The organism is Streptomyces sp. KL2, assembly GCF_046529545.1.
Taxonomy (GTDB): Bacteria; Actinomycetota; Actinomycetes; order Streptomycetales; family Streptomycetaceae; genus Streptomyces; species Streptomyces radiopugnans.
On the sequence record NZ_CP127170.1, the window covers coordinates 1,149,502 to 1,173,857 of the forward strand.

The 24,356-nt window shown below is 74.4% G+C and carries 19 protein-coding genes and 1 pseudogene; 11 read left to right on the top strand and 9 right to left on the bottom strand.

Translation table 11 applies throughout. The features are described from left to right. The first annotated feature begins 167 nt into the window (after positions 1–167). From glgX to QPK52_RS05290, 3 genes are all read left to right on the top strand, one after another. Positions 168–2,282 (top strand): glycogen debranching protein GlgX, encoded by a 2,115-nt coding sequence (gene glgX, locus QPK52_RS05280; protein WP_410535860.1) that lies wholly within the window; start codon positions 168–170, stop codon positions 2,280–2,282. Between the two features lie 123 nt (positions 2,283–2,405). Further along, entirely contained in the window at positions 2,406–4,880 is a 2,475-nt protein-coding gene (gene treY, locus QPK52_RS05285; RefSeq protein WP_410535861.1) for a malto-oligosyltrehalose synthase, read from the top strand. Between the two features lie 239 nt (positions 4,881–5,119). Then, positions 5,120–6,202: a lytic polysaccharide monooxygenase gene (locus QPK52_RS05290; RefSeq protein WP_410535862.1), complete on the top strand. Its 1,083-nt coding sequence runs from the start codon at positions 5,120–5,122 to the stop codon at positions 6,200–6,202. 41 nt (positions 6,203–6,243) lie between these two features. Here QPK52_RS05290 and QPK52_RS05295 read toward each other — a convergent pair whose 3' ends face one another. Continuing rightward, the gene (locus QPK52_RS05295; RefSeq protein WP_410535863.1) at positions 6,244–6,786 is read right to left on the bottom strand and encodes an FHA domain-containing protein; all 543 of its coding nucleotides are present in this window, start codon (positions 6,784–6,786) and stop codon (positions 6,244–6,246) included. A gap of 358 nt (positions 6,787–7,144) precedes the next feature. On the opposite strand from QPK52_RS05295, the gene QPK52_RS05300 reads away from it, so the two are divergent. Continuing rightward, a complete protein-coding gene (locus QPK52_RS05300; RefSeq protein WP_410535864.1) occupies positions 7,145–8,059 on the top strand; it encodes a GNAT family N-acetyltransferase in 915 nt (304 codons plus the stop codon). A gap of 59 nt (positions 8,060–8,118) precedes the next feature. Continuing rightward, positions 8,119–9,858: a malto-oligosyltrehalose trehalohydrolase gene (treZ, locus tag QPK52_RS05305; protein ID WP_410535865.1), complete on the top strand. Its 1,740-nt coding sequence runs from the start codon at positions 8,119–8,121 to the stop codon at positions 9,856–9,858. Between the two features lie 60 nt (positions 9,859–9,918). Here treZ and QPK52_RS05310 read toward each other — a convergent pair whose 3' ends face one another. The 5 genes from QPK52_RS05310 to QPK52_RS05330 form a co-directional block, all read right to left on the bottom strand. Beyond that, on the bottom strand, positions 9,919–10,566 hold the full coding sequence (locus QPK52_RS05310; RefSeq protein WP_410535866.1) for a LysE family translocator: 648 nt from the start codon (positions 10,564–10,566) through the stop codon (positions 9,919–9,921). 139 nt (positions 10,567–10,705) lie between these two features. Next, a complete protein-coding gene (gene msrB, locus QPK52_RS05315; RefSeq protein ID WP_410535867.1) occupies positions 10,706–11,113 on the bottom strand; it encodes a peptide-methionine (R)-S-oxide reductase MsrB in 408 nt (135 codons plus the stop codon). Positions 11,114–11,123: 10 nt separating this feature from the next. Continuing rightward, on the bottom strand, positions 11,124–12,536 hold the full coding sequence (murC, locus tag QPK52_RS05320; RefSeq protein WP_410535868.1) for a UDP-N-acetylmuramate--L-alanine ligase: 1,413 nt from the start codon (positions 12,534–12,536) through the stop codon (positions 11,124–11,126). A gap of 264 nt (positions 12,537–12,800) precedes the next feature. Next, positions 12,801–13,286, bottom strand: coding sequence for an indole-3-glycerol phosphate synthase (locus QPK52_RS05325; RefSeq protein ID WP_093660168.1), 486 nt, complete (start codon positions 13,284–13,286; stop codon positions 12,801–12,803). 140 nt (positions 13,287–13,426) lie between these two features. Beyond that, entirely contained in the window at positions 13,427–14,272 is an 846-nt protein-coding gene (locus QPK52_RS05330) for a pyrimidine reductase family protein (RefSeq protein WP_410535869.1), read from the bottom strand. A gap of 144 nt (positions 14,273–14,416) precedes the next feature. Here QPK52_RS05330 and zapE point away from each other — a divergent pair, with 144 nt between their 5' ends. Further along, a complete protein-coding gene (zapE, locus tag QPK52_RS05335; RefSeq protein WP_410540216.1) occupies positions 14,417–15,484 on the top strand; it encodes a cell division protein ZapE in 1,068 nt (355 codons plus the stop codon). Between the two features lie 260 nt (positions 15,485–15,744). Then, positions 15,745–17,136: an alkaline phosphatase PhoX gene (locus tag QPK52_RS05340; RefSeq protein ID WP_410535870.1), complete on the top strand. Its 1,392-nt coding sequence runs from the start codon at positions 15,745–15,747 to the stop codon at positions 17,134–17,136. Between the two features lie 27 nt (positions 17,137–17,163). On the opposite strand, the gene QPK52_RS05345 is transcribed toward QPK52_RS05340, so the two are convergent. Beyond that, positions 17,164–17,805: a GNAT family N-acetyltransferase gene (locus QPK52_RS05345; protein WP_410535871.1), complete on the bottom strand. Its 642-nt coding sequence runs from the start codon at positions 17,803–17,805 to the stop codon at positions 17,164–17,166. A gap of 135 nt (positions 17,806–17,940) precedes the next feature. Between QPK52_RS05345 and QPK52_RS05350 the strand changes: the two genes are divergently transcribed. Next, entirely contained in the window at positions 17,941–18,666 is a 726-nt protein-coding gene (locus tag QPK52_RS05350; RefSeq protein WP_410535872.1) for a siderophore-interacting protein, read from the top strand. 138 nt (positions 18,667–18,804) lie between these two features. After that, positions 18,805–19,944 (top strand): polysaccharide deacetylase family protein, encoded by a 1,140-nt coding sequence (locus QPK52_RS05355; RefSeq protein WP_410535873.1) that lies wholly within the window; start codon positions 18,805–18,807, stop codon positions 19,942–19,944. Between the two features lie 34 nt (positions 19,945–19,978). Here the strand turns inward: QPK52_RS05355 and QPK52_RS05360 are convergent, their stop codons facing one another. Then, positions 19,979–20,197 carry a hypothetical protein gene (locus QPK52_RS05360; RefSeq protein WP_410535874.1) on the bottom strand — a complete coding sequence of 73 codons (219 nt, stop codon included), beginning with the start codon at positions 20,195–20,197 and terminating at the stop codon, positions 19,979–19,981. Between the two features lie 89 nt (positions 20,198–20,286). On the opposite strand from QPK52_RS05360, the gene QPK52_RS05365 reads away from it, so the two are divergent. Then, positions 20,287–21,063: a peptidyl-tRNA hydrolase gene (locus QPK52_RS05365; RefSeq protein ID WP_410535875.1), complete on the top strand. Its 777-nt coding sequence runs from the start codon at positions 20,287–20,289 to the stop codon at positions 21,061–21,063. Between the two features lie 5 nt (positions 21,064–21,068). Here the strand turns inward: QPK52_RS05365 and QPK52_RS05370 are convergent, their stop codons facing one another. Then, positions 21,069–22,790, bottom strand: a complete 1,722-nt coding sequence (locus QPK52_RS05370; protein WP_410535876.1) for a BCCT family transporter — start codon at positions 22,788–22,790, stop codon at positions 21,069–21,071. A 163-nt stretch (positions 22,791–22,953) separates the two neighbouring features. Between QPK52_RS05370 and QPK52_RS05375 the strand changes: the two are divergent. Further along, positions 22,954–24,325: pseudogene (locus tag QPK52_RS05375) on the top strand (DUF692 domain-containing protein). Positions 24,326–24,356: the final 31 nt, after the last annotated feature.

Genomic DNA, 24,356 nt, shown 5'->3' on the forward strand with positions numbered 1-24,356 from the left:
CCCGGGAGGGGATGCAGCAGTATCCCGCCACCAAGTTCCTTTGCCCGTACGCTCATCCGGGGGAAGATGGATGCTGTGCCCAGCCGGTGGCCGCCTCCCGCACCAGTACTGCGCAAGGATGCAGCGAAAACGGGTAACGGGTAGAGACCGCGACAGGAAGAGTCGACATGCAGGTCTGGCCTGGACGGGCTTATCCCCTCGGCGCCACGTACGACGGGGCCGGGACGAACTTCGCCGTGTTCTCGGAGGCGGCGGAGCGCATCGAGCTGTGCCTGCTGCACGACGACGGGTCGGAGACGGCGATCGAGCTGCGCGAGTCCGACGCGTTCGTGCGGCACGCCTACCTGCCGGGCGTCATGCCCGGCCAGCGCTACGGCTTCCGCGTGCACGGGCCGTACGAACCGGAGAAGGGCAAGCGCTGCAACAGCGCCAAGCTGCTGCTGGACCCCTACGCCAGGGCGATGAGCGGCGCCATCGACTGGGACGAGGCGGTCTACGGCTACCACTTCGACGAACCCGAACGGCGCAACGACCTGGACTCCGCCCCGCACACCATGGCGTCGGTGGTGGTCAACCCCTACTTCGACTGGGGCGACGACCGGCCCCCGCGCACCGACTACCACCAGACGGTCATCTACGAGGCGCACGTCAAGGGCCTGACCATGCTCCATCCGGAGCTGCCCGAGGACCTGCGCGGCACCTACGCGGCACTGGGCCACCCGGCGATCATCGAGCACCTGACGAGGCTGGGGGTGACCGCGCTGGAGCTGATGCCGGTCCACCAGTTCGTCACCGACCACCGGCTGGCCGACGCCGGGCTGGCGAACTACTGGGGCTACAACACCATCGGCTTCTTCGCCCCGCACAACGCCTACGCCTCCTGGGGCGACCGGGGCCAGCAGGTGCTGGAGTTCAAGCAGGCGGTCAAGGCGCTGCACCAGGCCGGGATCGAGGTCATCCTCGACGTGGTCTACAACCACACCGCCGAGGGCAACCACCTGGGGCCGACCCTGTCCTTCCGGGGCCTGGACAACGCCTCGTACTACCGGCTCACCGACGACCCCCGGTACTACATGGACACCACCGGCACCGGCAACTCGCTGCTGATGCGCTCCCCGCACGTCCTGCAGCTGATCATGGACTCGCTGCGCTACTGGGTCACCGAGATGCACGTGGACGGCTTCCGCTTCGACCTGGCGGCCACCCTGGCCCGCCAGTTCCACGAGGTGGACCGGCTGTCGTCGTTCTTCGACCTGGTGCAGCAGGATCCGGTGGTCAGCCAGGTGAAGCTGATCGCCGAGCCCTGGGACGTGGGCGAGGGCGGCTACCAGGTGGGGAACTTCCCGCCGCTGTGGACGGAGTGGAACGGCCGCTACCGCGACACCGTGCGGGACCTGTGGCGGGGCGAGCCGCGCACGCTCGCGGAGTTCGCCTCCCGGCTGACCGGCTCCTCCGACCTGTACCAGGACGACGGGCGCCGCCCGCTGGCCTCGATCAACTTCGTCACCTGCCACGACGGCTTCACCCTGCACGACCTGGTGTCGTACAACGACAAGCACAACGAGGCCAACGGCGAGGGCAACCGGGACGGCGAGAGCCACAACCGCTCGTGGAACTGCGGGGTGGAGGGGGCCACGGACGACGAGGACGTCCTGGCCCTGCGGGGCCGGCAGATGCGCAACTTCATCGCCACCCTGCTGCTCTCCCAGGGCGTGCCGATGCTCTCCCACGGCGACGAGTTCGCCCGCACGCAGAAGGGCAACAACAACGCCTACTGCCAGGACAGCGAACTGTCCTGGGTGCACTGGCCCAAGGCGGGCGAGAAGCATCCGCTGTGCGAGTTCGTGCAGGCCATGGTGGGGTTGCGCCGCGACCACCCGGCCTTCCGCCGGCGCCGCTTCTTCCACGGGCGGCCGGTGGAGGGCACCCACGACGAGCTGTCCGACATCGCCTGGTTCACGCCCGAGGGCGAGGAGATGACCCAGCGGGACTGGCAGGAGGCCCAGGCCAGGGCGCTGACGGTGTTCCTCAACGGCAACGCGATCTCCGAACCCGGCGAGCGCGGCGAGCGGATCACCGACGACTCCTTCCTGCTGATGTTCAACGCGCAGCCGACCCCGCGCAAGTTCACCGTGCCGGCGGACCACGGGCGGGAGTGGCAGGTCGTGGTGGACACCTCGCGGGAGGACGGGGTGCCGCCGGGCACCGGCCCCATGGTGAAGGCGGGTTCCCGGATCACCCTGGTGGACCGCAGTCTGACGGTGCTCCAGCGCCCCGCCTGAACCGCCTGGTCCGCCTGACCTGCCCGGTACGCCCCCGCGGCCGGTCCGGCACGCCTCCCCCGGGCGGGGGCGTCGCCCGACAGGCGGCGGGTTCGGCGGGCACCCGGAGGGAACATGCACCACATGTCCCCTCAGCCCCCTTCCGCGTCCGCCGCGCCGTCGGCGCCGCTCCCGCCCGCCGTGCCGACCGCCACCTACCGGCTCCAGCTCCAGCCCGGCTTCCCGTTCTCCGCCGCCGAGAAGGCCGTGCCGTACCTGGCCTCGCTCGGTATCTCGCACCTGCACCTGTCCCCGGTGCTGGAGGCCGCCCCCGGCTCCGCCCACGGCTACGACGTGACCGGGCACGCCCGGGTCCGCGAGGAGCTGGGCGGCGAGGAGGGGCTGCGGTCGCTGTCGCGCGCCGCACGGGAGCACGGCATGGGCATCGTGGTGGACATCGTCCCCAACCACATGGGCGTCCCCGTCCCCGAACGGCTCAACGAGGCGCTGTGGGAGGTGCTGCGCGAGGGCCCCGCCTCGCCGTACGCGCGCTGGTTCGACATCGACTGGGAGGCGGGCGGCGGGCGCGTGCTGCTGCCGGTGCTGGGCGGGCGGCTGGGCGAGGAGCTGGGTGCGCTGTCGGTCAAGGGCGGCGTCCTGGCGTACCACGACCACCGCTTCCCGCTGCGCGAGGGCACCGAGCACCTGCCGCTGCCCGAGCTGCTGGACGCCCAGCACTACCGGCTGGCCTGGTGGCGGCTGGCCCGCACCGAGCTGAACTACCGGCGCTTCTTCACCATCGCCGATCTGATCGGGGTGCGCGTGGAGGAGCCGGAGGTCTTCGCCGCCACCCACGCGTGCGTGCTGCGGCTGCTGCGCGAGGGCGTGGTCCACGGCCTGCGGGTCGACCACCCGGACGGACTGGCCGATCCGGGCGCGTACCTGCTGCGGCTGGAGGAGGAGACCGGCGGCGCCTGGACGGTGGTGGAGAAGATCCTCGGCCCCCGCGAGCGGCTGCCGGTGTCCTGGCCGGTGGCCGGGACGACCGGATACGACGCGCTGCACCACGTCGACGGCCTCTTCGTCGACCCGGACGGGCTGGCGGAGCTGGCCGCCGTCTACCGCGGCTTCACCGGCGCCGCGCCGGACCTGGGCGGCGAGTGGGGGCCGACCGTGCGGCGGGCCGCCCGGGAGGTGGTCGCCCACGACCTGGCCGCCGAGGTCGGGCGGCTGACCCGCGCCGCCGCCGCCGTGTGCGAGGCCGCCCCCGGTCTGGCGTTGCGCGACCACGCGCCCTGGGCGCTGCGCACCGCGATCGAGGAGGTGCTGGTGCGGGTGCCGGTGTACCGGCCGTACGTCACCGCGGGCGGCCCGGTGGGCGCGGAGGACCGGGCGATGCTGGAGGAGGCCGCCGAGGGCGCGCGGGCGGCGTTCGCGGTGCCGGAGGAGGCCGCGGCGGTGGACGTGGTGCGGGACCTGGCGCTGGGGCAGCTGGGGGACGGCGGGGCCCAGCGGGACTTCTGCGCGCGGTTCGCACAGGTCTGCGCGGCTCTGCGGGCCAAGTCGGAGGAGGACACCGCCTTCTACCGCTACGCGCCGCTGCTGTCGGCCGCCGAGGTGGGCGGGGACCCGGGGAGCCCGCAGGTGGCCCCGGAGGAGTTCCACGCGTACTGCGCCCGCCTCCAGCGCGACTGGCCGGCCACCGGCACCGTGCTGTCCACGCACGACACCAAGCGCAGCGCGGACGTGCGGGCGGCGCTGGCGGTGCTGACCGAGTGCCCGGAGCGGTGGGCGGAGCTGCTGGACCGGGTGACGCACGAGACGCTGCGCGCCTCCGGCGCGGAGGCCCCGGACCGCCATGTGGCGTGGGTGGCCTGGCAGACGGCGTACGGCATGGGCTTCCCCTACCAGGAGCGGCTGGTGCCCGCGCTGCTGAAGGCGGTGCGGGAGGCGGGGCTGCGCACGACGTGGACGGAGCGGGACGCGGCGTACGAGGAGGCCGTCGAGCGCTTCGCGGTGGCGGGGCCGGGCGGGCCGCCGCTGTACACGGTGGCCGCCTTCGCGCGGGAGCTGGCCCGGCCGGTGCGGGCCAACGTGCTCGGCGCGGCGCTGCTGCACCTGACCATGCCGGGCGTGCCGGACCTCTACATGGGCACCGAGCGGGTGTACGCCGCGCTGGTCGATCCGGACAACCGGCGGTTGCCGGACTTCCCGCCCTTCCGCACGGGCGTGCCGGAGGAGACCGCCGAGGCCCGGGAGGAGGCCGCGGCCTGGCTGCCGGAGTCCCTGCCCGAGGAGAAGCGGGCCCTGACCGAGGCGGCGCTGCGGCTGCGGCGGGAACACCCGGCGTGGTTCGGCGCGTCGGCGTCGTACGAGCCGCTGCGGGCCGCCGGTCCGGCGGCCCGGCACTGCGTGGCGTACGCGCGCTCGGGTGCGGTGGTCTGCGTCGCGACGCGGCTCTCGCTGCGGCTGGCCGGTGCGGGCGGCTGGCGGGAGACCGCTCTGGAGCTGCCGCCGGGGCGGTGGCGGGATCTGCTGGGCGGCCGGGAGGCGGAGGGGAGCGTGAAGCTGGCGGAACTGCTGGCCGAGCGGCCGGTGGCGCTGCTGGTGCGCGGCTGAGGGCACGCCGCGAGGCGCCGGACTTCGCGGTGGCGGTGCGCCGCCCCCTCGGCCGCGCGGCCCCTCGGTAGGGAATTTCCGTCGTGATGTGAACGGAGCATTTACACACGTCGGGCCCCGCGCTACCTTCACCGGAGATGGGAGCGCTCCCATCGATTGCAGCCCCACCCCCACACGTGCTTGAAGGGACCTCCGGCACGATGACATCACGCTTAGGCGGCACGCCCGTCATGAATGGCATGTCCACACCAAGTCCGAGCCGCCCCCGCAGAGGCGCCCTGCTGACGTTGCTGGCCGCGCTGCCGGCCCTGTGCCTGGTGTTCCTCCTCCCCGCGGGCGAGGCACAGGCGCACGGCGCCCCCATGAACCCGGGCAGCCGCACCTACCTGTGCTGGGAGAACGCGCACACCTCCTCCGGCGCGCTCCAGCCGGACAACCCGGCCTGCAGGGCCGCCCTCGACCAGGGCGGGTCCACCCCGTTCTACAACTGGTTCGCCGTACTCCGCTCCGACGGCGCCGGGCGCACCAAGGGCTTCATCCCCGACGGCCAGCTGTGCAGCGGCGGCACCGGCGGCCCGTACGACTTCACCGCCTTCAACCAGCCGCGCTCCGACTGGCCGTACACCCGGCTGACCTCCGGCGCCCAGATGCGGTTCGCCTACAACGCGTGGGCCGCCCACCCGGGCACCTTCCACCTCTACGTCACCAAGGACGGCTACGACCCGAACCGGCCGCTGGGCTGGGACGACCTTGAGGACCGGCCCTTCGCCTCGGTGACCGACCCGCAGCTGTCCGGCTCGGTCGGCACGATCGACGGCAAGTACACCTGGACCAGCGCCCTCCCGGCGAACAAGAGCGGCCGCCACATCATCTACATGGTGTGGTCGCGCTCGGACAGCAACGAGACCTTCTACAGCTGCTCCGACGTCGTCTTCGACGGCGGCAACGGCGAGGTGGTCTTCCCCGGTACGGACGGCGGCGAGGGCCCGGGCGGCCCGGGCGAGGAGCCCACCGACCCGGGCACGGCCTCCTGCGCCGCCGTCATCCGCAAGGTCAACGACTGGGGCAGCGGCCACCAGGGCGAGGTGACCGTCACCAACCGCGGTGACACGGTCCTGCGCGGCTGGACCGTCCACTTCGAACTGGCCTCCGGCCAGCGGGTGGACAGCCTGTGGAACGCCACACCCACCTACGACGGCGCCAACGTCTACGCCCAGAGCCTGCAGGGCTCGACCCTGGAACCGGGGAGGTCGGCGACCTTCGGCTACGTGGTGAACGGCGGAGCGGGCGGGCCCTCCGCACCGCACTGCATGCCGCGCTGAGCCACGGCACCCGCCTTCCACGGGCATCCGGTGAGGGCGGGTCAGCGACTGCCGAGGCGGAAGCCGACCTGCCCGAACCGCACATGGTCCCCCGGACGCACGCTCACCGATCCGGTCACCCGGCGGCCGTTGACCCAGGTGCCGTTGGAGGAACCCAGATCGCGCAGTGTCCAACCCCGCGCCGAGCTGTGCAGCTGGGCGTGCGTCCGGGACACCGTCTCGTCGTTGAGCCGCAGCACCGAACCGGGCGCGCGGCCGATGCTCATCGGATACGGGCCGGGCGCGGGCAGCATCAGCTCCGGCAGCCGGGCCGTCCGCCAGGCCCGCCGCAGCCGGCCGGGCAGCGCCGAGACCGCGCCGACGAACCTGATGAGGGCCGGCTCCGGCGGCAGGGGGCGCAGATCGTGCACCGCCGCCTCGATCTCGTCGAAGCGGCGCGCGGTGAGGAGCAGCTCCATCCGGTGCTCGAACGTCCGGTGCGACACGCGGCCGGCGACCGCGCTCTCGCGCAGCAGCTCCATGGCCCGTTCCCGGTCCTCGTCCGACGGACGCGGCGGGACCGCCCGGGACTCCGCAGATGCCATGACCCGTCATTCTGCGGACCCGCGCCGGGGCTGTCCAGCCCGCTCCGGGCGAGGACCCCGGGCGGGGCCGCGCGGCGGACCCGGGCTTGCCGGGGCCCGGCCTACGGTCTCCCGCCCTCCCGTCACCCGGGCCGGGCCCCACGGCCGTGGAGCGGCCCGGCGGGAGGCCGGGAAACGTGTGGACGCCCGCCGGTCCGCCGGGCTACGGTGCCGTCACGCCCCTGGACCGGAAGAGGAGGTGAGAGCCGTGCACGCCGTACGTACCCCTGCCGTCACGCGCTCCCGCCCCGTCCGCCGGGCGTTCCTTCCCTGACCGGGAGCGCGGCGGTGTCCGCGTCTTCCGCGAAGGAACCACATCATGACCTCCACGGTCGTCCGCGCGCTCGCCGAGGGCGAGGCGCGCGAGCTGTTCACCTCCCTGCCCGATCCGACCGCGTCCCTGCTCGGCCGCTCCCTGCTGGGGCGGCCGTACGCCACCGTCGCCGAGGGCGGCGAGTACCGTCCCGAGTGGACCTGGGTGGCCCTGCGCGACGGTGAGGTGGTCGCGCGCGCCGCCTTCTGGGGCGGGCCCGGCGACACCGAGCCGGTCGTGCTCGACTCGTTCGACTTCACCGACCGCGACGCCGCGGTGGATCTGCTGCGGCGCGTTCCGCTGCGCGCCGAGTACGAGTTGATACTGCCGCCCGACTGGCGCGGCCGGGACGAGGTGCGGGCCGCCGCCGAGGCCCGGATCTCGGCGGCGGAGGCCGCCGGGTACGCGTTCCTGGTGGAGCGCCTGCGCTATGTGTGGACCCCGCAGTGCGGGCTGCCCGAGCGCCCCGGCCGCCTGGAGTTCCGCCCGGTGCCGGAAGGCGACGAGGCGGTCCTGGAGGTGCTGCGCCGCATCCACTCGGCCACCCTGGACGTACACGCCCGCCGCGCGATCGCCGCCGGCGGTGTGGAGCAGGCGGCGCGGGAGGAGCTGGACTTCTTCCGCTGGTGCCCCTCGCCGCGCGACTGGTGGCGGCTGGCGTACACGCCGCGGGGCGAGCTGGTGGGCCTTCAGGTACCGGCGCGCAACCCGTCCGGCCCCTGCGTCGGGTTCATCGGGGTGGTGCCCGAGCAGCGCGGCCGCGGATACGCCTACGACCTGCTGGTGGAGTGCACCCGTCAGCTCGCCGCCGAGGGGGCCGGGGCGGTCGCGGCGGCCACCGATGCGGGCAACACCCCGATGGCCGCCCACTTCGCCCGAGCCGGGTATCCGGTGGTGCAGCGCCGCGTCTGCATGGGCTGACACGCACCAAAGCGGGCATGCTGGAGCCCTGAGGTGCCGTCGGCCGAAGGAGATCTCCGGTGTTGTTCGAGGTGTGGGCGCCGCAGGCGCGACGGGTCGCGCTGCACGCGGGGGACGAGGAGCATCCCATGCACCGCGACCCGGAGCGCGAGGGGTGGTGGCGGGCCGAGGCGTCCGCCGGGCACGGGACCCGCTACGGCTTCTCCGTCGACGACGGGCCCGTGCTGCCCGACCCCCGCGCCCGCCGGCTGCCCGACGGCCCCGACGGGCTCGCCGCGGTGGTGGACCAGGGGGCGTACGTCTGGCGGCACGACTGGGAGGGGCGCGGCCTGGACGGCGCGGTCCTGTACGAGCTGCACGTCGGCACCTTCACCGAGGCCGGGACCTTCGACGCGGCGGCCGGCCGGCTGGGCCATCTGGCCGACCTCGGCGTCACCCACGTCGAGCTGATGCCCGTCAGCCCCTTCCCCGGCACCCACGGCTGGGGCTACGACGGTGTGGCGCCCTGGGCGGTGCACGAGCCCTACGGCGGGCCCGAGGGTCTCAAGCGCTTCGTGGACGCCGCGCACGGCCACGGGCTGGGCGTGGTCCTGGACGTGGTCCACAACCACCTGGGCCCGTCGGGCAACCGGCTGCCGGAGTTCGGCCCGTACTTCACCGAGCGGCACCACACCCCGTGGGGCTCGGCGGTCAACCTGGACGCGCCCGGTTCGGACGAGGTGCGCGCGTACTTCATCGGCAGCGCGCTGGCCTTCCTGCGCGACCACCGGCTGGACGGGCTGCGGCTGGACGCGGTGCACGCGCTGATCGACGAGCGGGCCGAGCACTTCCTGGCCGAGCTGTCGGCGGCCGTGGACGCCCTGTCGGCCGAGCTGGAGCGTCCGCTGTTCCTGATCGCCGAGTCCGACCGCAACGACCCGCGCACCACCGCGCCGCGCGGGGAGCACGGGCTGGGCCTGGACGCCCAGTGGGACGACGACATCCACCACGCCCTGCACACCGCGCTGACCGGTGAGGCGCAGGGCTACTACGCCGACTTCGCCCGCGCACCGCTGGCGGCCCTGGCCAAGTCGCTGACCGGGGCGTTCTTCCACGACGGCACCTACTCCTCCTTCCGGGGCCGCCGCCACGGCCTGGCGGTGGACCGCACCGCCGCCGAGGCGCACCGCTTCGTCGCCTACGCCCAGACGCACGACCAGATCGGCAACCGGGCCCGGGGCGACCGGCTGGCCTCCCACCTCTCCCCCGGCCTGGCGGCCTGCGCGGCGGCGCTGGTGCTGTGCGGGCCGTACACGCCGATGCTGTTCATGGGCGAGGAGTGGGGGGCTCGCACCCCCTGGCAGTACTTCACCGACCACCAGGACCCGGAACTGGCCGAGGCGGTACGGCGGGGGCGGCGGCGGGAGTTCGCCGCGCACGGCTGGTCGGAGGCGGACGTGCCGGACCCGCAGGACCCCGCCACCCGGCTGCGCTCCTGCCTGGACTGGGACGAGCCGCACCGCGAGCCGCACGCCGGCCTGCTCGCCTGGCACCGCGCGCTCATCGCGCTGCGCCGCGCCCACGTCTCGCCCCGCACCCGGCTGGTGGACGTCCATGTCGCCTACGACGAGGAGCGGCGCTGGCTGTGCATGCGCCACGGCGGGCTGCACGTGGCGGTGAACCTGGCCGAGGAGGGCACCGCCGAGATCCCCCTGTCGGTGCACACCGCCGCCGAGCTGGCCTCCTGGGGCGAGTGCGAGGCCCCCGAGGGCGACGGCCTGCTGCGGCTGGGCCCGCACTCGGCGGCGGTGCTGCGGTAGTCCGGCCGGGCCGCCGGGCCGTGCCCGGCCGCCGCTCGGGGCCGGGCACGGGATGCGCTGTCAGCCCTCCAGTGCCATCCGCAGGCCCAGGGCTATCAGCACGCCGCCGGAGACCTGCTCCAGGCGGCGGCGTACGGCCGCGCGGTCGATCAGGCGCCGCATCCGGCCCACGCCCCACACGTAGCAGGCGTAGTAGCCGGTCTCGAAGAGCGCCCACACCGCCGCCAGCGCCACCATCGCGGGCAGTTGCGGGGCCCCGGCGGGGACGAACTGCGGCAGGAAGGACAGGGCGAAGACCGCGGCCTTGGGGTTGGCGAGGTTGAGGGCGAGACCGGCCCGGTACGACCGCCACGCCGACTCCCGTACGGGTGCGGGTGCGGGTGCGGACGCGGGCTCGCCGCCGTCCGCCACCGCCGCGCCCCGCGTCCGCCGGGCGGCGCGCAGCGCCTGGAGGCCGAAGACCACCAGGACCACCGCGCCCACCACGCGCAGCGCGTCGTAGGCGAGCTGGGAGGCGGCCAGCAGCGCGGTGAGGCCGAAGGCGGCCACAACGCCCCACACGAAGACCCCGGTCTCGTTGCCGAGGACCGTCGCCATGCCGTGCCGGTGGCCGATCAGCGACCGGCGGATGATCAGGACGGTGCTCGGCCCCGGGGAGGCGGCGATCAGCAGGCAGGCGCCCAGGAAGGGCAGCAGCGTCTGGTACATGGCCGCCATCATCCGCCCGTCCGCGCCGGGCGCGGCGGCGGGGTGCCGCGTTCGGCCCTCCGGACCTCGCGGGGCCCGGAGGGCGGGCGCGGCGGGGTGCCGGAGGGCGGCGCGGCGCGCGGGGCGCCGGTGGTGCCGGTCAGCCCTCCTCGGGCACGAGCTTCAGGGAGATGGAGTTGATGCAGTAGCGCTCGTCCGTCGGGGTCGGGTAGCCCTCGCCGCGGAAGACGTGGCCCAGGTGGGAGCCGCAGCGCGCACAGCGCACCTCGGTGCGGACCATGCCGTGGGAGCGGTCCTCCAGCAGCTCGACGGCCGAGGAGTCGGCCGGGTCGAAGAAGCTGGGCCAGCCGCAGTGGGACTCGAACTTGGTGTCGGAGCGGAACAGCTCGGCCCCGCAGGCGCGGCACTGGTAGACGCCGGTGGTCTTGGTGTGGTTGTACTCACCGGTGAAGGCCGGCTCGGTGCCCGCCTCGCGCAGCACGTGGTACTCGGCGGGGCTGAGCTCCTGCCGCCACTGCTCCTCGCTCTTGTCGATCTCGTAACCCATGGGTGCCTCCTCAGTTCGCCGGGCGGGCGGCCAGCCGCTCCAGCACCGTCGCGCCGAGTTCGGTGACGTCGCCCGCTCCCATGGTGAGAACGAGATCGCCGGGCTCGGCCATTCCGGCGATCAGGGCCGCGGCGGCCCTCTTGTCGGACTCGGGCCGCACCTGCGCGCCCGCGGCCAGGGCCGCGTCGGTGATGACGGCGCTGGTGACGCCCGGGATCGGGTCCTCGCGGGCCGGGTAGATGTCCAGGACGACCGAGGAGTCGGCCAGCGCCAGCGCCTGCCCCATCTCCGCTCCCAGCTCCCGGGTGCGGCTGAACAGGTGCGGCTGGAAGAGGACCAGCACCCGGCCGCCCGCGGCGGCGCCCCGGATGGCCTCGATGTCGGCGGTCATCTCGGTGGGGTGGTGGGCGTAGGAGTCGATGACCCGCACCCCGCGCGCCTCGCCCTTGGGCTGGAGCCGGCGGTTGACGCCGGTGTAGGAGGCCAGCGCCGCGGCCAGGGCGCCGGCCGGGACGCCCAGCGCCGCTCCGGCGGCCAGGGCGGCGACGGCGTTGTGGGCGTAGTGGCGGCCGGGGACGGAGACGGTGAAGGTGTGCTGCGTGCCGTCGAGGACGGCGGTGACCTCGCTGGCCAGTCCCTGCGGAAGGACCTTGGCGATCCGTACGTCGGCGTCCTCGGCCTCGCCGTAGGTGGTGATCCGCAGGTCCCCGGCGCCGCGGGCGCGCAGGCGGGCGGTGAACTCGCGGGCGCCCTCGTGATCGGCGCCGACCACCAGGGTGCCGCCGGGGCGGACGCGGCCGGCGAAGGTCAGGAACGACTCGTGGATCTCCTCCATCGAGGCGTAGTTGGCGTGGTGGTCCAGCTCCACGTTGAGGACGATCGCCACCTCGGGGGCGTACTTGTGGAAGCTGCGGTCGCTCTCGTCGGCCTCGGCGACGAAGATCTCCCCGCCGCCGTGGCGGGCGTTGGTGCCGGGGCCGTCGAGGTCGCCGCCGATGGCGTACGAGGGGTCCAGGCCCATCGCGTCCAGGGCGACGGCGAGCATCGAGGTGGTGGTCGTCTTGCCGTGGGTGCCGGCGACGGCGATGGGGCGCAGGCCCTCCATGAGGGCGGCCAGCGCGTCGGAGCGGTGCACCACGGGCACGCCGCGCTCGCGGGCGGCGGCCAGCTCGGGGTTGTCGTCGCGGATGGCGCTGGAGACGACGACGGCGGTGGCGTCGGCGGCGAGGTGGCCGGCGGCGTGGCCGATGTGGACGGTGGCCCCGAGGGCGCGCAGCGCCTCGGCGGTAGCGGACTCCCTGGCGTCGCTGCCCGCGACCTTCGCGCCGCGCTGGGCGAGGATCTTCGCGATGCCGGACATTCCGGCTCCGCCGATGCCGATGAAGTGCGGTCGTTCCATCGCGGTCGGCAGGCCGGGCGCCATGCGGTGTCCTTTCGAAGGGTGCTCCGGGCGGTGTGTCCGCCGGTGTCGTGTCCTGGAGGGTCCCGGGGGACCCAGGGGGACCCGGGACCCGGGAGGGTTCCGGGGTGTCCGTACGGCGGTGCGGCCGGGCCGCGCGCGCCGTCCGCGGGCACCCGGCCCCAGCCTATGCGAGCGGGCCGGGTGCCCGCGGACGGCGTGCGGCGGCGCACCGGGGCCGGTGCGCCCGGAGGCTGCCCCGGCCCCCGCCCGCCCGGTCTGCTCGCCCTACTCGCCGTGGGCGAACAGCTTGAGCACGGGGACGCCGACCTTGTGGCGGGCGCGGGAGGCCCAGTCGCGGTGGAAGAACTCCTCCACCAGGTGCGGCGCGGTCAGCACGATCACCTCGTCGGCGCCCGTCTCCTCCACCACCGAGGTGAGCAGGTCCAGGGGGTGGTCCTGGACGATCTGGCCGACGGCCTCGGCCCCCGCCGCGCGCAGCGCGCCCAGCGAGTGCTCCAGCGCCCGTTCGGCCGGGGAGACCGGGCTGTCGGACCGGTCCTCCTCCTCGTCGTCGCGCCCGGTGGCCTCGCGGACGGCGTCGTCCAGCTCGCCGAGCGCCACGTCGTCCAGGGCGCGCAGCAGCCGGTCTTGGTCGCCGCGCGGCTGCATGAGCACGACGAACGAGACGGGCTCGTCGCCGTGGAGCGTGGTGACGAGTTCGACATCGGTGGGCACCAGCGGCTTCTCGATCATCAGTACGGACGTGAACACGGCAGGTGCCCTTCCTCCTGACGGGTCGGCGACCCGTACGACGACTATCCCGTCCCGCTCTGGTGCGGGACTGCACATTTCACTCTGCGTATCTCATTCTGTGCACGTCACACCTTGTTGGCGCAGACAAACAGATCCGGTCATTTCCGAACCGCCTCGCGGGGGCGGCGGTAGCGCGAGAAGAGGAACCCGTCCTCCTCCAGCAGGGAGGTCAGCTCGTACTCCACGGGGGTCTCGAAGCCGGGGCCGTCCAGGATCCGCGCCGCGTTCCCCGCCGTGATCCGGGGGGAGACGGTCAGGCACAGCTCGTCCAGGACGCCGGCGGCCGCGAAACGGCCCAGCAGGCGCGGCCCGCCCTCGGTGAGCAGACGGGTGTGGCCGTGCCCGGCCAGCAGGCCGGGCACCCGCGCCGGGTCCACCTCGGCGCCCTCCCCCGCGTGCAACACCACCGCACCCGCCTCGCGCGCCGCCTCCTGGCGGCCGGCCGGGGCGGCGGCGCCGGTGAGCACGAGGGTGGGCACCAGCGGCTCGGTGAACAGCGGCAGGGAGAAGTCCAGGTCCAGACTCGCGCTGACGACCGCGATGGCCGGGGCCGGCCCCTGCCCGGCGGCCTCGCGCCGGGCGGCGAACGCCTCGCGGCGGCGGGCCGGCCGGTACCCCTCCCGGCGTACCGTCTCGGCGCCGACGACCACGGCGTCCGCCAGGGCGCGCAGCACCCCGAAGATCCGCATGTCGGCGTCCGAGGACAGCGGCTGGGAGCGTCCGCCGTGGTGGGCGGCGCCGTCGAGGGAGGCGACCATGTTGCCGCGCAGCCAGGGCCGCGCGGCCTCCCCGGTCTCCCCGGTCTCCCCGGCCGTCGCGGCGGGGTAGGCGTACGCGTCGGCGATCTCCTCGAGCGTCCAGGGCCGGTCGGCTGACGACGGCTCCCGCCGTCCGGGGGCCGTGGGTGCCGCGGGGTAGTCGAAAGGGGGGAACAGGCGTCGCATACGGCGCAGTGTGGCACGTGCCACCGGCGTGTTTCGTGCCCCGCCACGCCACGTACAGTGATAAGGGTGTCGTCCTCTCCCGCCCAGAAGCCCGACCCGAACGCCGGACCGAAGCGTCCGGCGGCCGGCGACGCCGCCGCCCCGCTGTCCCTGTGCGCCCGCGAGCCGCACGTCCCGGCCGACCGGCTGGTCGCGGAGATGGTGCCGCCGCCGCGCTTCGACTCGGTGCGCTTCGACAACTACATCCCCGACCCGTCCCAGCCCAGCCAGTCCGAGGCGGTGAAGGTGCTGAGCGGCTTCGCGGACGGGCTCGGCGGGGAGCGGGCGGACGGCGAGGGCGGCGTCATCCGGCGCTGGTTCCGCCGCGGCGGGCGGCAGGCGGCGCCGTCCGGGCCGCGCGGGGTGTACCTCGACGGCGGCTACGGCGTCGGCAAGACCCATCTGCTGGCCTCTCTGTGGCACGCCACCGACGCCCCGCCCGAGCGCAAGGCGTTCGGCACGTTCGTGGAGCTGACCAATCTGGTGGGCGCGCTCGGCTTCCAGCAGACGGTGGCCACGCTCGGCGGGCACCGGCTGCTGTGCATCGACGAGTTCGAGCTGGACGACCCGGGCGACACCGTGCTGGTCTCCACCCTGCTGAGCCGTCTGGTCGAGGAGGGCGTGGCGCTGGCGGCCACCTCCAACACCCTGCCCGGCAAGCTCGGCGAGGGCCGGTTCGCCGCCGCCGACTTCCTGCGGGAGATCCAGGGCCTGTCGGCGCACTTCCGCACGCTGCGCATCGACGGCGAGGACTACCGCCACCGCGGTCTGCCCGAGGCCCCGCCGCCGGCCGGCGACGACGCGGTGACCGCCGCCGCGCACCGCACGCCCGGCGCCTCCCTCGACCACTTCCCCTCCCTCCTGGACCACCTCTCCCGGGTGCACCCCAGCCGCTACGGCGCGCTGTGCGACGGCGTGGAGGCGGTCTGCCTCACGGATGTCCGGCCGGTGCCCGATCAGTCCACCGCGCTTCGCCTGGTGGTTCTGGCCGACCGGCTCTACGACCGCGAGGTGCCGGTGCTCGCCTCCGGGGTGCCGTTCGACCGGCTCTTCGGGGAGGACATGCTCAGGGGCGGCTACCGCAAGAAGTACTTCCGGGCGATATCCCGGCTCACCGCGCTCGCCCGCGACGCGCGGCGCCTGACCGGGGAGAGCGGCGGGGACGGGGCCTGACGGAGGCGGCGCCCCACCGCGCCGGGGCCCGGCGGAAGCAGGGCCCCGGCGGCGGGGCGCGACGGCGGGGCGCGACGGCGGGGTGCGACGGCGGGGTGCGACGGCGGAGCCGGTCTCCCGGAAACGGCCGGATCCGTACGCCGGGAGGGTCGCGGCGCGGCACGGACGGGACCCGTCCGTGCCGCGCCTGGTTCCCGCCGAGCGGGCAGCGTGGTACACACAACCGGGTCATCAACCTGTCCGCCAGCAGGGAGTCGCCCATGTCAGCAACGCGACGCCGGGTCCTGGGAAGTGCCGCCGCCGTCGGGGCGGGGGTCGCCTTCGCCGGATCCCTCTCCGAGCTGTTCGCCGGTACGGACGCCGCCCACGCCGCCCCGGCCGGCGGCCGGGGCGGGTACGGCCCCCTCGTGCCCGACCCAGACGGCCTGCTCGACCTGCCGAAAGGTTTCCGCTACCGGGTGCTGTCGCGCGAGGGTGAACCCATGCTCTCGGGCCAGGGCCCGGTCCCCGGCAACCACGACGGCATGACCGCCCTGCCCGGTCCGCGTCCCGGGCACGTACAGCTGGTGCGCAACCACGAGAACCGCCACAACGCCCCCCGCCGCGTCCCCGCCGTGCGCGGGCTGACGTACGACCCGCAGGGCATGGGCGGCTGCACCGTGCTGGAACTCTCCGGCAGCGACCGCGTACTGGACGAGCGGGTGGGCATCGCGGGCACCGCGGTGAACTGCGCGGGCGGCCCGACCCCCTGGGGCACCTGGCTGACCTGCGAGGAGACCGAGGACAAGGCCGGCACCAACGGGTACACCAGGGACCACGGCTTCATCTTCGAGGTCGGCCTGCGGCCCGGCCACCGCACCGTCCCCGAACCGCTGACCGCGATGGGCCGCTTCCAGCACGAGGCCATCGCCGTCGACCCCCGCGAGGGCGTGGTCTACGAGACCGAGGACGCCTTCGACCACCCCTTCGGCCTGTTCTACCGCTTCCTGCCGCACCGGCCCCGCGGCGGCTTCGACTCGCTGCGCGCGGGCGGGAGGCTGGAGGCCATGCGGGTACCCGGCGTCCCCGACCTGTCGGCCGTGACCGAGCCGGGCACGCACTTCGACGGCGTCGAGTGGCTGCCGGTGCCCGATCCGCTGGCGAAGCGGACGCCCATCCGCCTGCAGGACTTCGGCCGCGGCGGCGCCACCCACGCGCAGAAGCTGGAGGGCTGCTACTGGGGCAGCCACCGGGGCGAGGGCGCGGTGTACTTCGTCTCCAGCTACGCGCGCAGCTCCGAGGGCTCGGCGGCCGACCACTTCGGCCAGGTGTGGCGGTACGAGCCGGGCCGCCGCCGGCTGACGCTGGCGGTGATCTTCGGGCCGGACACCGGTGTGGACACCCCCGGCGAGTCGCCGGACAACATCTGCCTCGCCCCGGGCGGCGGTCTGATGCTCTGCGAGGACGGCGGTGGCGCCCAGCACGTCTACGGCCTCACGCGCCACGGCGAGATCTACGCCCTGGCGCGCAACGCCCAGAACACCGGCACCGCGCGGGAGCCGGAGTACGGCGAGTTCGCGGGCGTCACCTTCTCGCCCGACCGCCGCACCATGTACGTCAACTGCTACGAACCGGGGACCACGTTCGCCGTCACCGGGCCGTGGCGCCACTGAGGCCGGCGGGACCGCACCGGCCAGGGGTCAGCCGGCTGCCGCCTCCCGCGGCAGGAAGGCCAGCCGGGCGCGCTTCTCGGGGAGGCTGACCTCCGGCAGCTCGACCGCGGGGAGCACCACCTCGGGCCCCTGCTCGAACCCGGTGCGCAGCATGCGCGCGATCGCCTTCCCGTTGCGGGCGTCCGGCTCGACGACGATCCGGCGGCAGTCCGGGTCGGCCAGCAGGTACTCCAGGATCGCGGACGCCAGGCGGCCGGTGAACCCCGGCTCGCCGGCGTCCGCGGCGGGGGCGAGCAGCAGGTGTGCCCCGACGTCGCCGGGCCGGACCTCGTAGCACAGCCCCACCCGGTCCTCGGCGGGGTCGTACGTCTGGAGAAGCGCGACGGGCTCTCCGTCGCGGCGGACGAGGAAGGCGTGGTGGGTGGCGAGGGCGTCCATGTGGGCGTAGACCTCGCGGACCTCCCGGACGTCCATCCCGCCCATCCCCCAGAACGCGGCGCGCTCCCCGGTGACCCAGCCGTGGATCACGACGGCGTCGCGCTCGGGGTCCACGGGGGTGATCCGCAGGGTCCCGAAGCCCTCGACGGTCCGCTCGTGGACAGGTCCGCGCGGGGCGTCGGGGGTGCCGGGGGCGGTCGGGACGGCGGTGGCGCCGGTGGGTCTGGACACGTTATCTCCGAAGGGGGACGGGGTCGGGCAGGTCGGAGCAGGGGGCGCCGCGAGCACCCCCCGATCTTTAGGTTAGGCTAACCTAACCAAAGTGGCGGCTGTCCGGGGACACCCCGGGACCGGGGAGGAGAGACCGTGGGGCATGGCTGGGAGGGTGTGGTCCTCAGACTGCTGCGGGGCAGGGACTTCGAGTTCACCGTGACCGGAACCGAACAGGTCACCGAGCACTATCGGAGGATCCGGATGACGGACGGCGGGATGCTCGCCTCGACCGGCGTCCACCCGACGATGTGGGTCCGCCTCTGGTTCGGGAGCGGGGGCAAACCGCACCAGCGCGCCTACACCCTGGTCGATCCCGACCCCGCCGCCGGGACGTTCGCCCTGGAGTTCGCGCTGCACGAGGGCATCGCCTGCGACTGGGCGCGCGGCGCGCGGCCGGGCGACACGATCGAGGCCACCGTCCAGGGCACGGGGTTCACCGCGCCGTCGCCCGAGCCCTCCCGGCTCCTGGCCGTCGGCGACCCGGCGTCCCTGCCGGCGGTCAACTCGCTGCTGGACGCCTTCCCCGGCACGCCCGCGACCGTCTGGCTCGAAACCGCGCATCCGCAGGACGCCGGACTGCCGCTGCGGCTCGGGCCCGGCCCGCGCGAGGCGCGGTGGATCCCGCGCCGGGACTCCGGCGCCCATCTGGTGACCGAGGTGACCGCGGCCCTGCCGAAACTGCTGGAGGACGAGCCGGCCCCCTACGTCTGGATCGCCTGCGACACCGCCACGACCCGCGCCCTCGCCTCGTACGCGCGCAAGGAGCTCGGCGTGCCGAAGGACAGGGTGCACGCGCTGGGCTACTGGCGCGCGACCTGACACGCGGGCCGGTGCGCGGGCCGGGGGCGAAGCCGACGCGCCGCCACCCGGCCGGGTGTCACCCGGGCCGGGGGTGGCGGTAGTCCGACAAGAGCAGCATCCCGAGCGGTCGCCCGGGAACGTCGTTACGTTCCGATCATGACCGTCTCCGTGCGCCGTACCGCCCGTCCCCTGACCGCTCTCGCCCTGGTCGCCGCCGCGGCGGCGGGCTGCGCGGGCCCGGGTGGCGATACCACCCGGGCCGGCGCCTCCCCGGCCGCGCCCTCCTCACCGGCCGCTTCGGAGGAAGCCGGTGAGGGATCGGGGCAGGAGTCGGAGGAGAAGACCTCCGGGAAGGGCGACTTCTCCGCCTCCCCCCGCTCCTCCGTCTCCCGCCCCGAGGGCGACGACCGGGACGCGTCGTCCTCCGGCCGGTACGCCACCCTGCCCGCCTCCATCAGCGGCCGTGTGCCCGTCTTCCGGCACGGCCCGCGCACCGAGGCCCCGCGGGACGCCCGCGGGGAGGAGAAGGCCGAGGAGGACGGCGAGAACCGCGAGAAGCGGGAGAAGAGCGAGAACGCCGAGAAGACGGAGAAAGCCGAGAAGGCCGAGAAGGCGGAGAAGACCGAGAAGAGCGGCGACAAGGGGGACAAGGTGGTGGCGCTGACCTTCGACGCCGCCCTGTCCGCCGAGGACCGCGAGCGCGCCGAGGGGGACGGCAAGCGCCACGACAACCCCGGGCTGATCGCCGCGCTGCGCCGCGAGAAGGTGCCCGCGACCGTCTTCATGTCGGGCCTGTGGGCGCAGACCTACAAGCACCAGGCGCGCTCCATCGGCCGTGACGACCTGTTCGAGGTCGGCAACCTCTCCCACTCCCACCGCGCCTTCACCCGCGACTGCCGCGACCTCCCCGCGCTCTCGTCCGACAAGCAGCTCGCGGACGTGCGCAAGGGGCAGAAAGCCATCCGTGCGGCGGGGGTGAAGAACCTGACGCCCTACTTCCGCTTCCCCGGGGGCTGCTTCGACGACCGCTCCCGGCGGGCCGTCGCCCCGGCGGGGGTGACCGCGGTGGCCGGCGACGTCGTGGCGCCGGACGCCGGGGAGAAGGATCCCGGGAAGGTGGCCGAGCGGGTGCTGAAGGACATCAGGCCCGGTTCGGTGGTGGTGCTGCACTGCGACCGCGAGAAGGCGCCGGTCACGGAGAAGGCCGTCCGCCGGATCGTCCCGGAGCTGCGGGAGCGCGGATACCGCATCGTGCACGTCTCGGAGATGATCGCCTCGGCCATGGGCCGGGACTGACCCCCGGCCCCCGGGCGGTCCTGTTCGGCTCCGTTCAGCAGGAGCAGGCCACGCGCTCGGCCTCGTGCCACTCGCACACCGGGCACAGCGTCGCGCCGCGCGTGCTCGCCGGGTACTCGGTCGGCTCGCCGCACTGCACACACACGGCCCGCTCCTCGCGCCCGGCGCCGTCGGGGGTGCCCTCGACTCGCTCCGCGCCACCGTCGCGGACGGCCGCCGTCTCGGGTGGGGCCCAGCCGGATACGAACTCCATGGGGCCGAGGGTACTCCCGGCCCCGCACGCCCGGGACCTCGTACGGAAGCGGGCGCGGACGCCGGTGCGCCGGCTGGCACACTGGCCCCGTGAGCACCTCCGACTCCTCCTCCGACGCCTCCTCCGACCCCGCCGCCACTCGCGGGGCGGCCGCCCGGGACGCGGCCCCGCAGTACGTCCTGCCGCTCGTCGTCCGGATCGAGCGGTCCGCTCCCCCCGGACCGCCCGCCCGCACCGACGCCCTCCGGACGGCGGCGCGCGCGGTGCTGGTGATGCTGTCGGACGAGCGCGCGACGGACCCCGGCGGTCCCTGGCACCAGGCGGTGCGCGACTGGCAGGACGGGCGCATCCGCAAGGTGGTGCGCCGGGCGCGCGGCGCGGAGTGGCGGCGGGCCTGCGCGCTGCCGGGTGTCACGGTGACCGGCGATGGCGGGCATCCGGCCGAGGTGCGGGTGTTCCCGCCCGTACCGCTGGACGGCTGGCCGAAGGACCTGGCCCGCCTCCAGGTCTCCGGCACCGAACTGGAGGACCCCGTACCGCCCGTAGCGCCGGAGCCGGGCACGCCCGTGCTGTGGCTCAATCCGGAACTGGAGATGTCCGCGGGCAAGGCGATGGCCCAGGCCGGCCACGGCGCCCAGCTCGCCTGGTGGGCGCTGGACGGCGCGGCACGGGCCGCCTGGCGCGCGGCCGGCTTCCCGCTCGCGGTCCGTACCGCCCCGCGTGGGCGGTGGGAGCGGCTGACGGAGTCGGGCCTGCCGGTGGTGCGCGACGCCGGCTTCACCGAGATCGCCCCGGGCTCGGCCACGGTCGTGGCCGAGCACCCGGCGCTCCCGGCGCGCCCGGTCCGTCCGGCGCCGCGCGGCTGACAGGGCTACCGTCCGCCCTCGGAGGCCCCTCCCCCGGCGCCCTCCGGGGCCACTCCCCCCGCGCCCCCGGCGCCTTCGCCGCCCCCGGTGCCTTCGCCGCCTTCTGCGTCCTCACCGTCCCGCTTCCCCGCGCCCCACTCCCGCGTCCTGCGCTCGCGCTCCATCCGCCGCCGCAGCGCGGCGGGCGGGCCGGTGAGCTCGGGAAAGTCCGTCCGCAGCGCGCGGACCAGCGAGTACATCATCAAGAACGCCAGGACGAAGAACGGCAGGCCGAGCACCGTGATCACCTCGGCGAGCGCGTCCAGGCCGCTCTTGCCGGTCGCCGCGATCAGCGTTCCCGCGACCACGCCCTCGGTGATCGCCCAGAACACCCGCTGCCGCGTCGGCCCGCCCTCCTCCCGCTGCCCGGCACTGAGCATGTCCACCACCAGGGACGCCGAGTCCGAGGAGGTGGTGAAGAAGATGACCACGATCAGCACCGAGAGGGCCGAGGCGAGCGTGGTGAGCGGGTAGTTCTCCAGGAAGGTGAAGAGCGCGCCGGGGATGTCCCCCTCCTCCACCACCTCCCGCACCAGCCCGCCCGCGCCGTTCAGCTCGATGTCGATGGCGGACATCCCGAAGACGCTGAACCAGACGATGGTGAAGGCCGTGGGCAGCGCGAGGACGCCCAGGACGAACTCCCGGATCGTGCGGCCCTTGGAGATACGGGCGATGAAGATGCCCACGAACGGCGACCAGGTGATCGTCCAGGCCCAGTAGAACACCGTCCAGGTGCCCTGCCAGCCGGTGTCGGCGAAGGTGTCGTTCCAGAAGGCCAGCGACACCAGCGAGGACAGGTAGACGCCGACGTTCTCGATGATCCCCTTGGCCAGGAACAGCGTCGCCCCGGTGGCGAGGACGAAGAGCATCAGCCCGACGGCCATGACGATGTTGATGTTCGACAGCCGCCTGATGCCCTTGTCCAGGCCGTAGACCACCGAGGTGGTGGCGATGGCGGTGATCACGGTGATCAGCAGCACCTGGACCAGCGAGTTCTCCGGCAGGCCGAACAACCGCGCCAGTCCGCTGTTGATCTGCATCGTCCCCAGGCCGATCGAGACCGCGACGCCGAAGAGCGTGCCCATCACCGCCGCGATGTCCACGATCCGGCCCGCCGTGCCGTACACCCGGTCCCCCAGCAGGGGGTACAGGACCGAGCTGACCCGGAACGGCATCCCGCGCACGTAGACGAAGTAGGCGAACGTCAGCGACGGCAGGCAGAAGATCGACCAGGTGTGCAGGCCGAAGTGGTACAGCGAGTAGGCCATCGCCATCCGGGCGGCCTCGGTGCTCTGCGGCTCGACGCCCTGCTGGGGCGGCTCGGCGAAGTGGCTGATCGGCTCGGCCACGCCCCAGAACATCAGGATCGTGCCGATCCCGGCGGCGAACAGCATCGCGAACCAGGTCCGCCTGCTGTACTCCGGGCGGTCGTCCTGGGCGCCCAGGCGGATGTGGCCGTAGCGGCTGACGGCGATCCAGAGCAGATAGACCAGGAAGGTCGTCACGCCCAGGATGTAGAACCAGCCCAGATTGGTGAGCAGCCAGTCCGAGGCCGCGGCGAAGATCCGGTCCACCTGCTCCGTCAGCGAGATCGCCGCCACCACGAACAGCACGGTGAGCCCGGCGGAGGTGAAGAAGATGACCGGATCGGTACGGAGCCCCAGTAGGCGCTGCAGCTTTTCCAGCATGTACCTCTCCCTGGAGGACTGGTCCGATCTTCGTCGTTCCCCGGCCCGATACGGGCGCGACACACGGGCGGCGGCCGCGAACGGACCGGGGCGTGGCCCCGGCGAAAGCTCAGGTGAAGCTCTGAACTCCACCGCGCGGGATTGGTGATCCCTCTGCCCGGAGATGACAACCCCACACGGGGAGGAGCCGTCGAGGGGGGCGGGCGTGGCACGACTGGGTACGGGGATCGGCTGGCGGCCGGAGATCGCGGACGCGATCGAGTCGCTGCCGGACGTCGGCTGGGTGGAGGTGGTCGCGGAGAACGTCTGCCCCGACCACCTGCCGCCGGCGCTGGTACGGCTGCGCGAGCGCGGCACCACCGTGGTGCCGCACGGGGTGGGGCTCGGGCTCGGGGGCGCGCAGCGGCCCGACCCCACCCGGCTGGCGGCGCTGGCGCGCCGGACCGAGGCGCTGGAGGCGCCGCTGGTCACCGAGCACATCGCGTTCGTACGGGCCGGGGGGCCGGGGACCGGGGGGCCGGGAGTCGAGGGGCCGGTGATGGAGGCCGGGCACCTGCTGCCGGTGCCGCGCACCCGCGACGCGCTGGACGTGCTCTGCGAGAACGTGATGATCGCCCAGGACGCGCTGCCCGTGCCGCTGGCACTGGAGAACGTCGCGGCCCTGTTCACCTGGCCCGGCGAGGAGTTGACCGAGGCGGAGTTCCTGACCGGGCTGGTGGACCGCACCGGCGTCGGCCTGCTCGTCGACGTCGCCAACCTCCACACCAACCGCGTCAACCGCGGCGAGGACCCGCTGGCCGTCCTGGACGGCCTGCCGCTGGACGCGCTGGCCTACGTGCACGTGGCGGGCGGCGTGGAGCGCGACGGGGTGTGGCACGACAGCCACGCCCACCCGGTGCCGGAGCCGGTGCTGGAGCTGCTGGCCGAGCTGTGCGCGCGCACCGATCCGCCGGGCGTGCTGCTGGAACGCGACGACGACTTCCCCGCGACGGAGGAGCTGGCCGCCGAACTGGCCGCCATACGGGGTGTGTTCGAGGGCTCGGCGCGGGACGCGGGAGGTGCCCGTGTCTGACACCGGCCCCGACGCCCGCCCTGTCACCGACCCCGGCTCCGGCACCGACGCGGCACGCCGCCGCCTCGCCGCCGCCCAGGCCGCCCTGCTGGGCGCACTGGTCGCGGACGGCCCCGTGCCCGCCGGCTTCGACCCCGAGCGACTGGAGGTCCAGCGCCGGGCTCTGGTCGCCAAGCGGGCCTCCGTCATCGCCGGCATCGCGCCCGAACTGCCGGACGTCCTGGGCGATCAATACCGCCCGGCATTCGCCGCCTACGCCCGCGGCCGCCCCATGACCGGCGGGTACCGCCCGGACGCCATGCGCTTCGTGGCCCACCTGCTGGACTCCGACCCCACGCTGTCCCGGCGCCGGCGGCGCCGCCTGCGCCGCTGGTACCGCGAACGCTCCGGCCGGGCCCCTCGGGGGTGGGGCCTGGCCGGTCTCCTCCCCCGCCGCCTGCACCGTACGCGGCCGGGAGCGTAGCGGGCGGCCCGCAGTCCCGTACCGCCCCGGC

Coding starts and splice junctions, on each gene's coding strand:
- glgX (WP_410535860.1), top strand. CDS start 168: ATGCAGGTCTGGCCTGGACGGGCTTATCCCCTCGGCGCCACGTACGAC.
- QPK52_RS05300 (WP_410535864.1), top strand. CDS start 7,145: ATGACCTCCACGGTCGTCCGCGCGCTCGCCGAGGGCGAGGCGCGCGAG.
- QPK52_RS05295 (WP_410535863.1), bottom strand. CDS start 6,786: ATGGCATCTGCGGAGTCCCGGGCGGTCCCGCCGCGTCCGTCGGACGAG.
- treY (WP_410535861.1), top strand. CDS start 2,406: ATGTCCCCTCAGCCCCCTTCCGCGTCCGCCGCGCCGTCGGCGCCGCTC.
- QPK52_RS05360 (WP_410535874.1), bottom strand. CDS start 20,197: ATGGAGTTCGTATCCGGCTGGGCCCCACCCGAGACGGCGGCCGTCCGC.
- QPK52_RS05310 (WP_410535866.1), bottom strand. CDS start 10,566: ATGTACCAGACGCTGCTGCCCTTCCTGGGCGCCTGCCTGCTGATCGCC.
- murC (WP_410535868.1), bottom strand. CDS start 12,536: ATGGCGCCCGGCCTGCCGACCGCGATGGAACGACCGCACTTCATCGGC.
- msrB (WP_410535867.1), bottom strand. CDS start 11,113: ATGGGTTACGAGATCGACAAGAGCGAGGAGCAGTGGCGGCAGGAGCTC.
- QPK52_RS05290 (WP_410535862.1), top strand. CDS start 5,120: ATGTCCACACCAAGTCCGAGCCGCCCCCGCAGAGGCGCCCTGCTGACG.
- QPK52_RS05330 (WP_410535869.1), bottom strand. CDS start 14,272: ATGCGACGCCTGTTCCCCCCTTTCGACTACCCCGCGGCACCCACGGCC.
- QPK52_RS05370 (WP_410535876.1), bottom strand. CDS start 22,790: ATGCTGGAAAAGCTGCAGCGCCTACTGGGGCTCCGTACCGATCCGGTC.
- QPK52_RS05340 (WP_410535870.1), top strand. CDS start 15,745: ATGTCAGCAACGCGACGCCGGGTCCTGGGAAGTGCCGCCGCCGTCGGG.
- QPK52_RS05355 (WP_410535873.1), top strand. CDS start 18,805: ATGACCGTCTCCGTGCGCCGTACCGCCCGTCCCCTGACCGCTCTCGCC.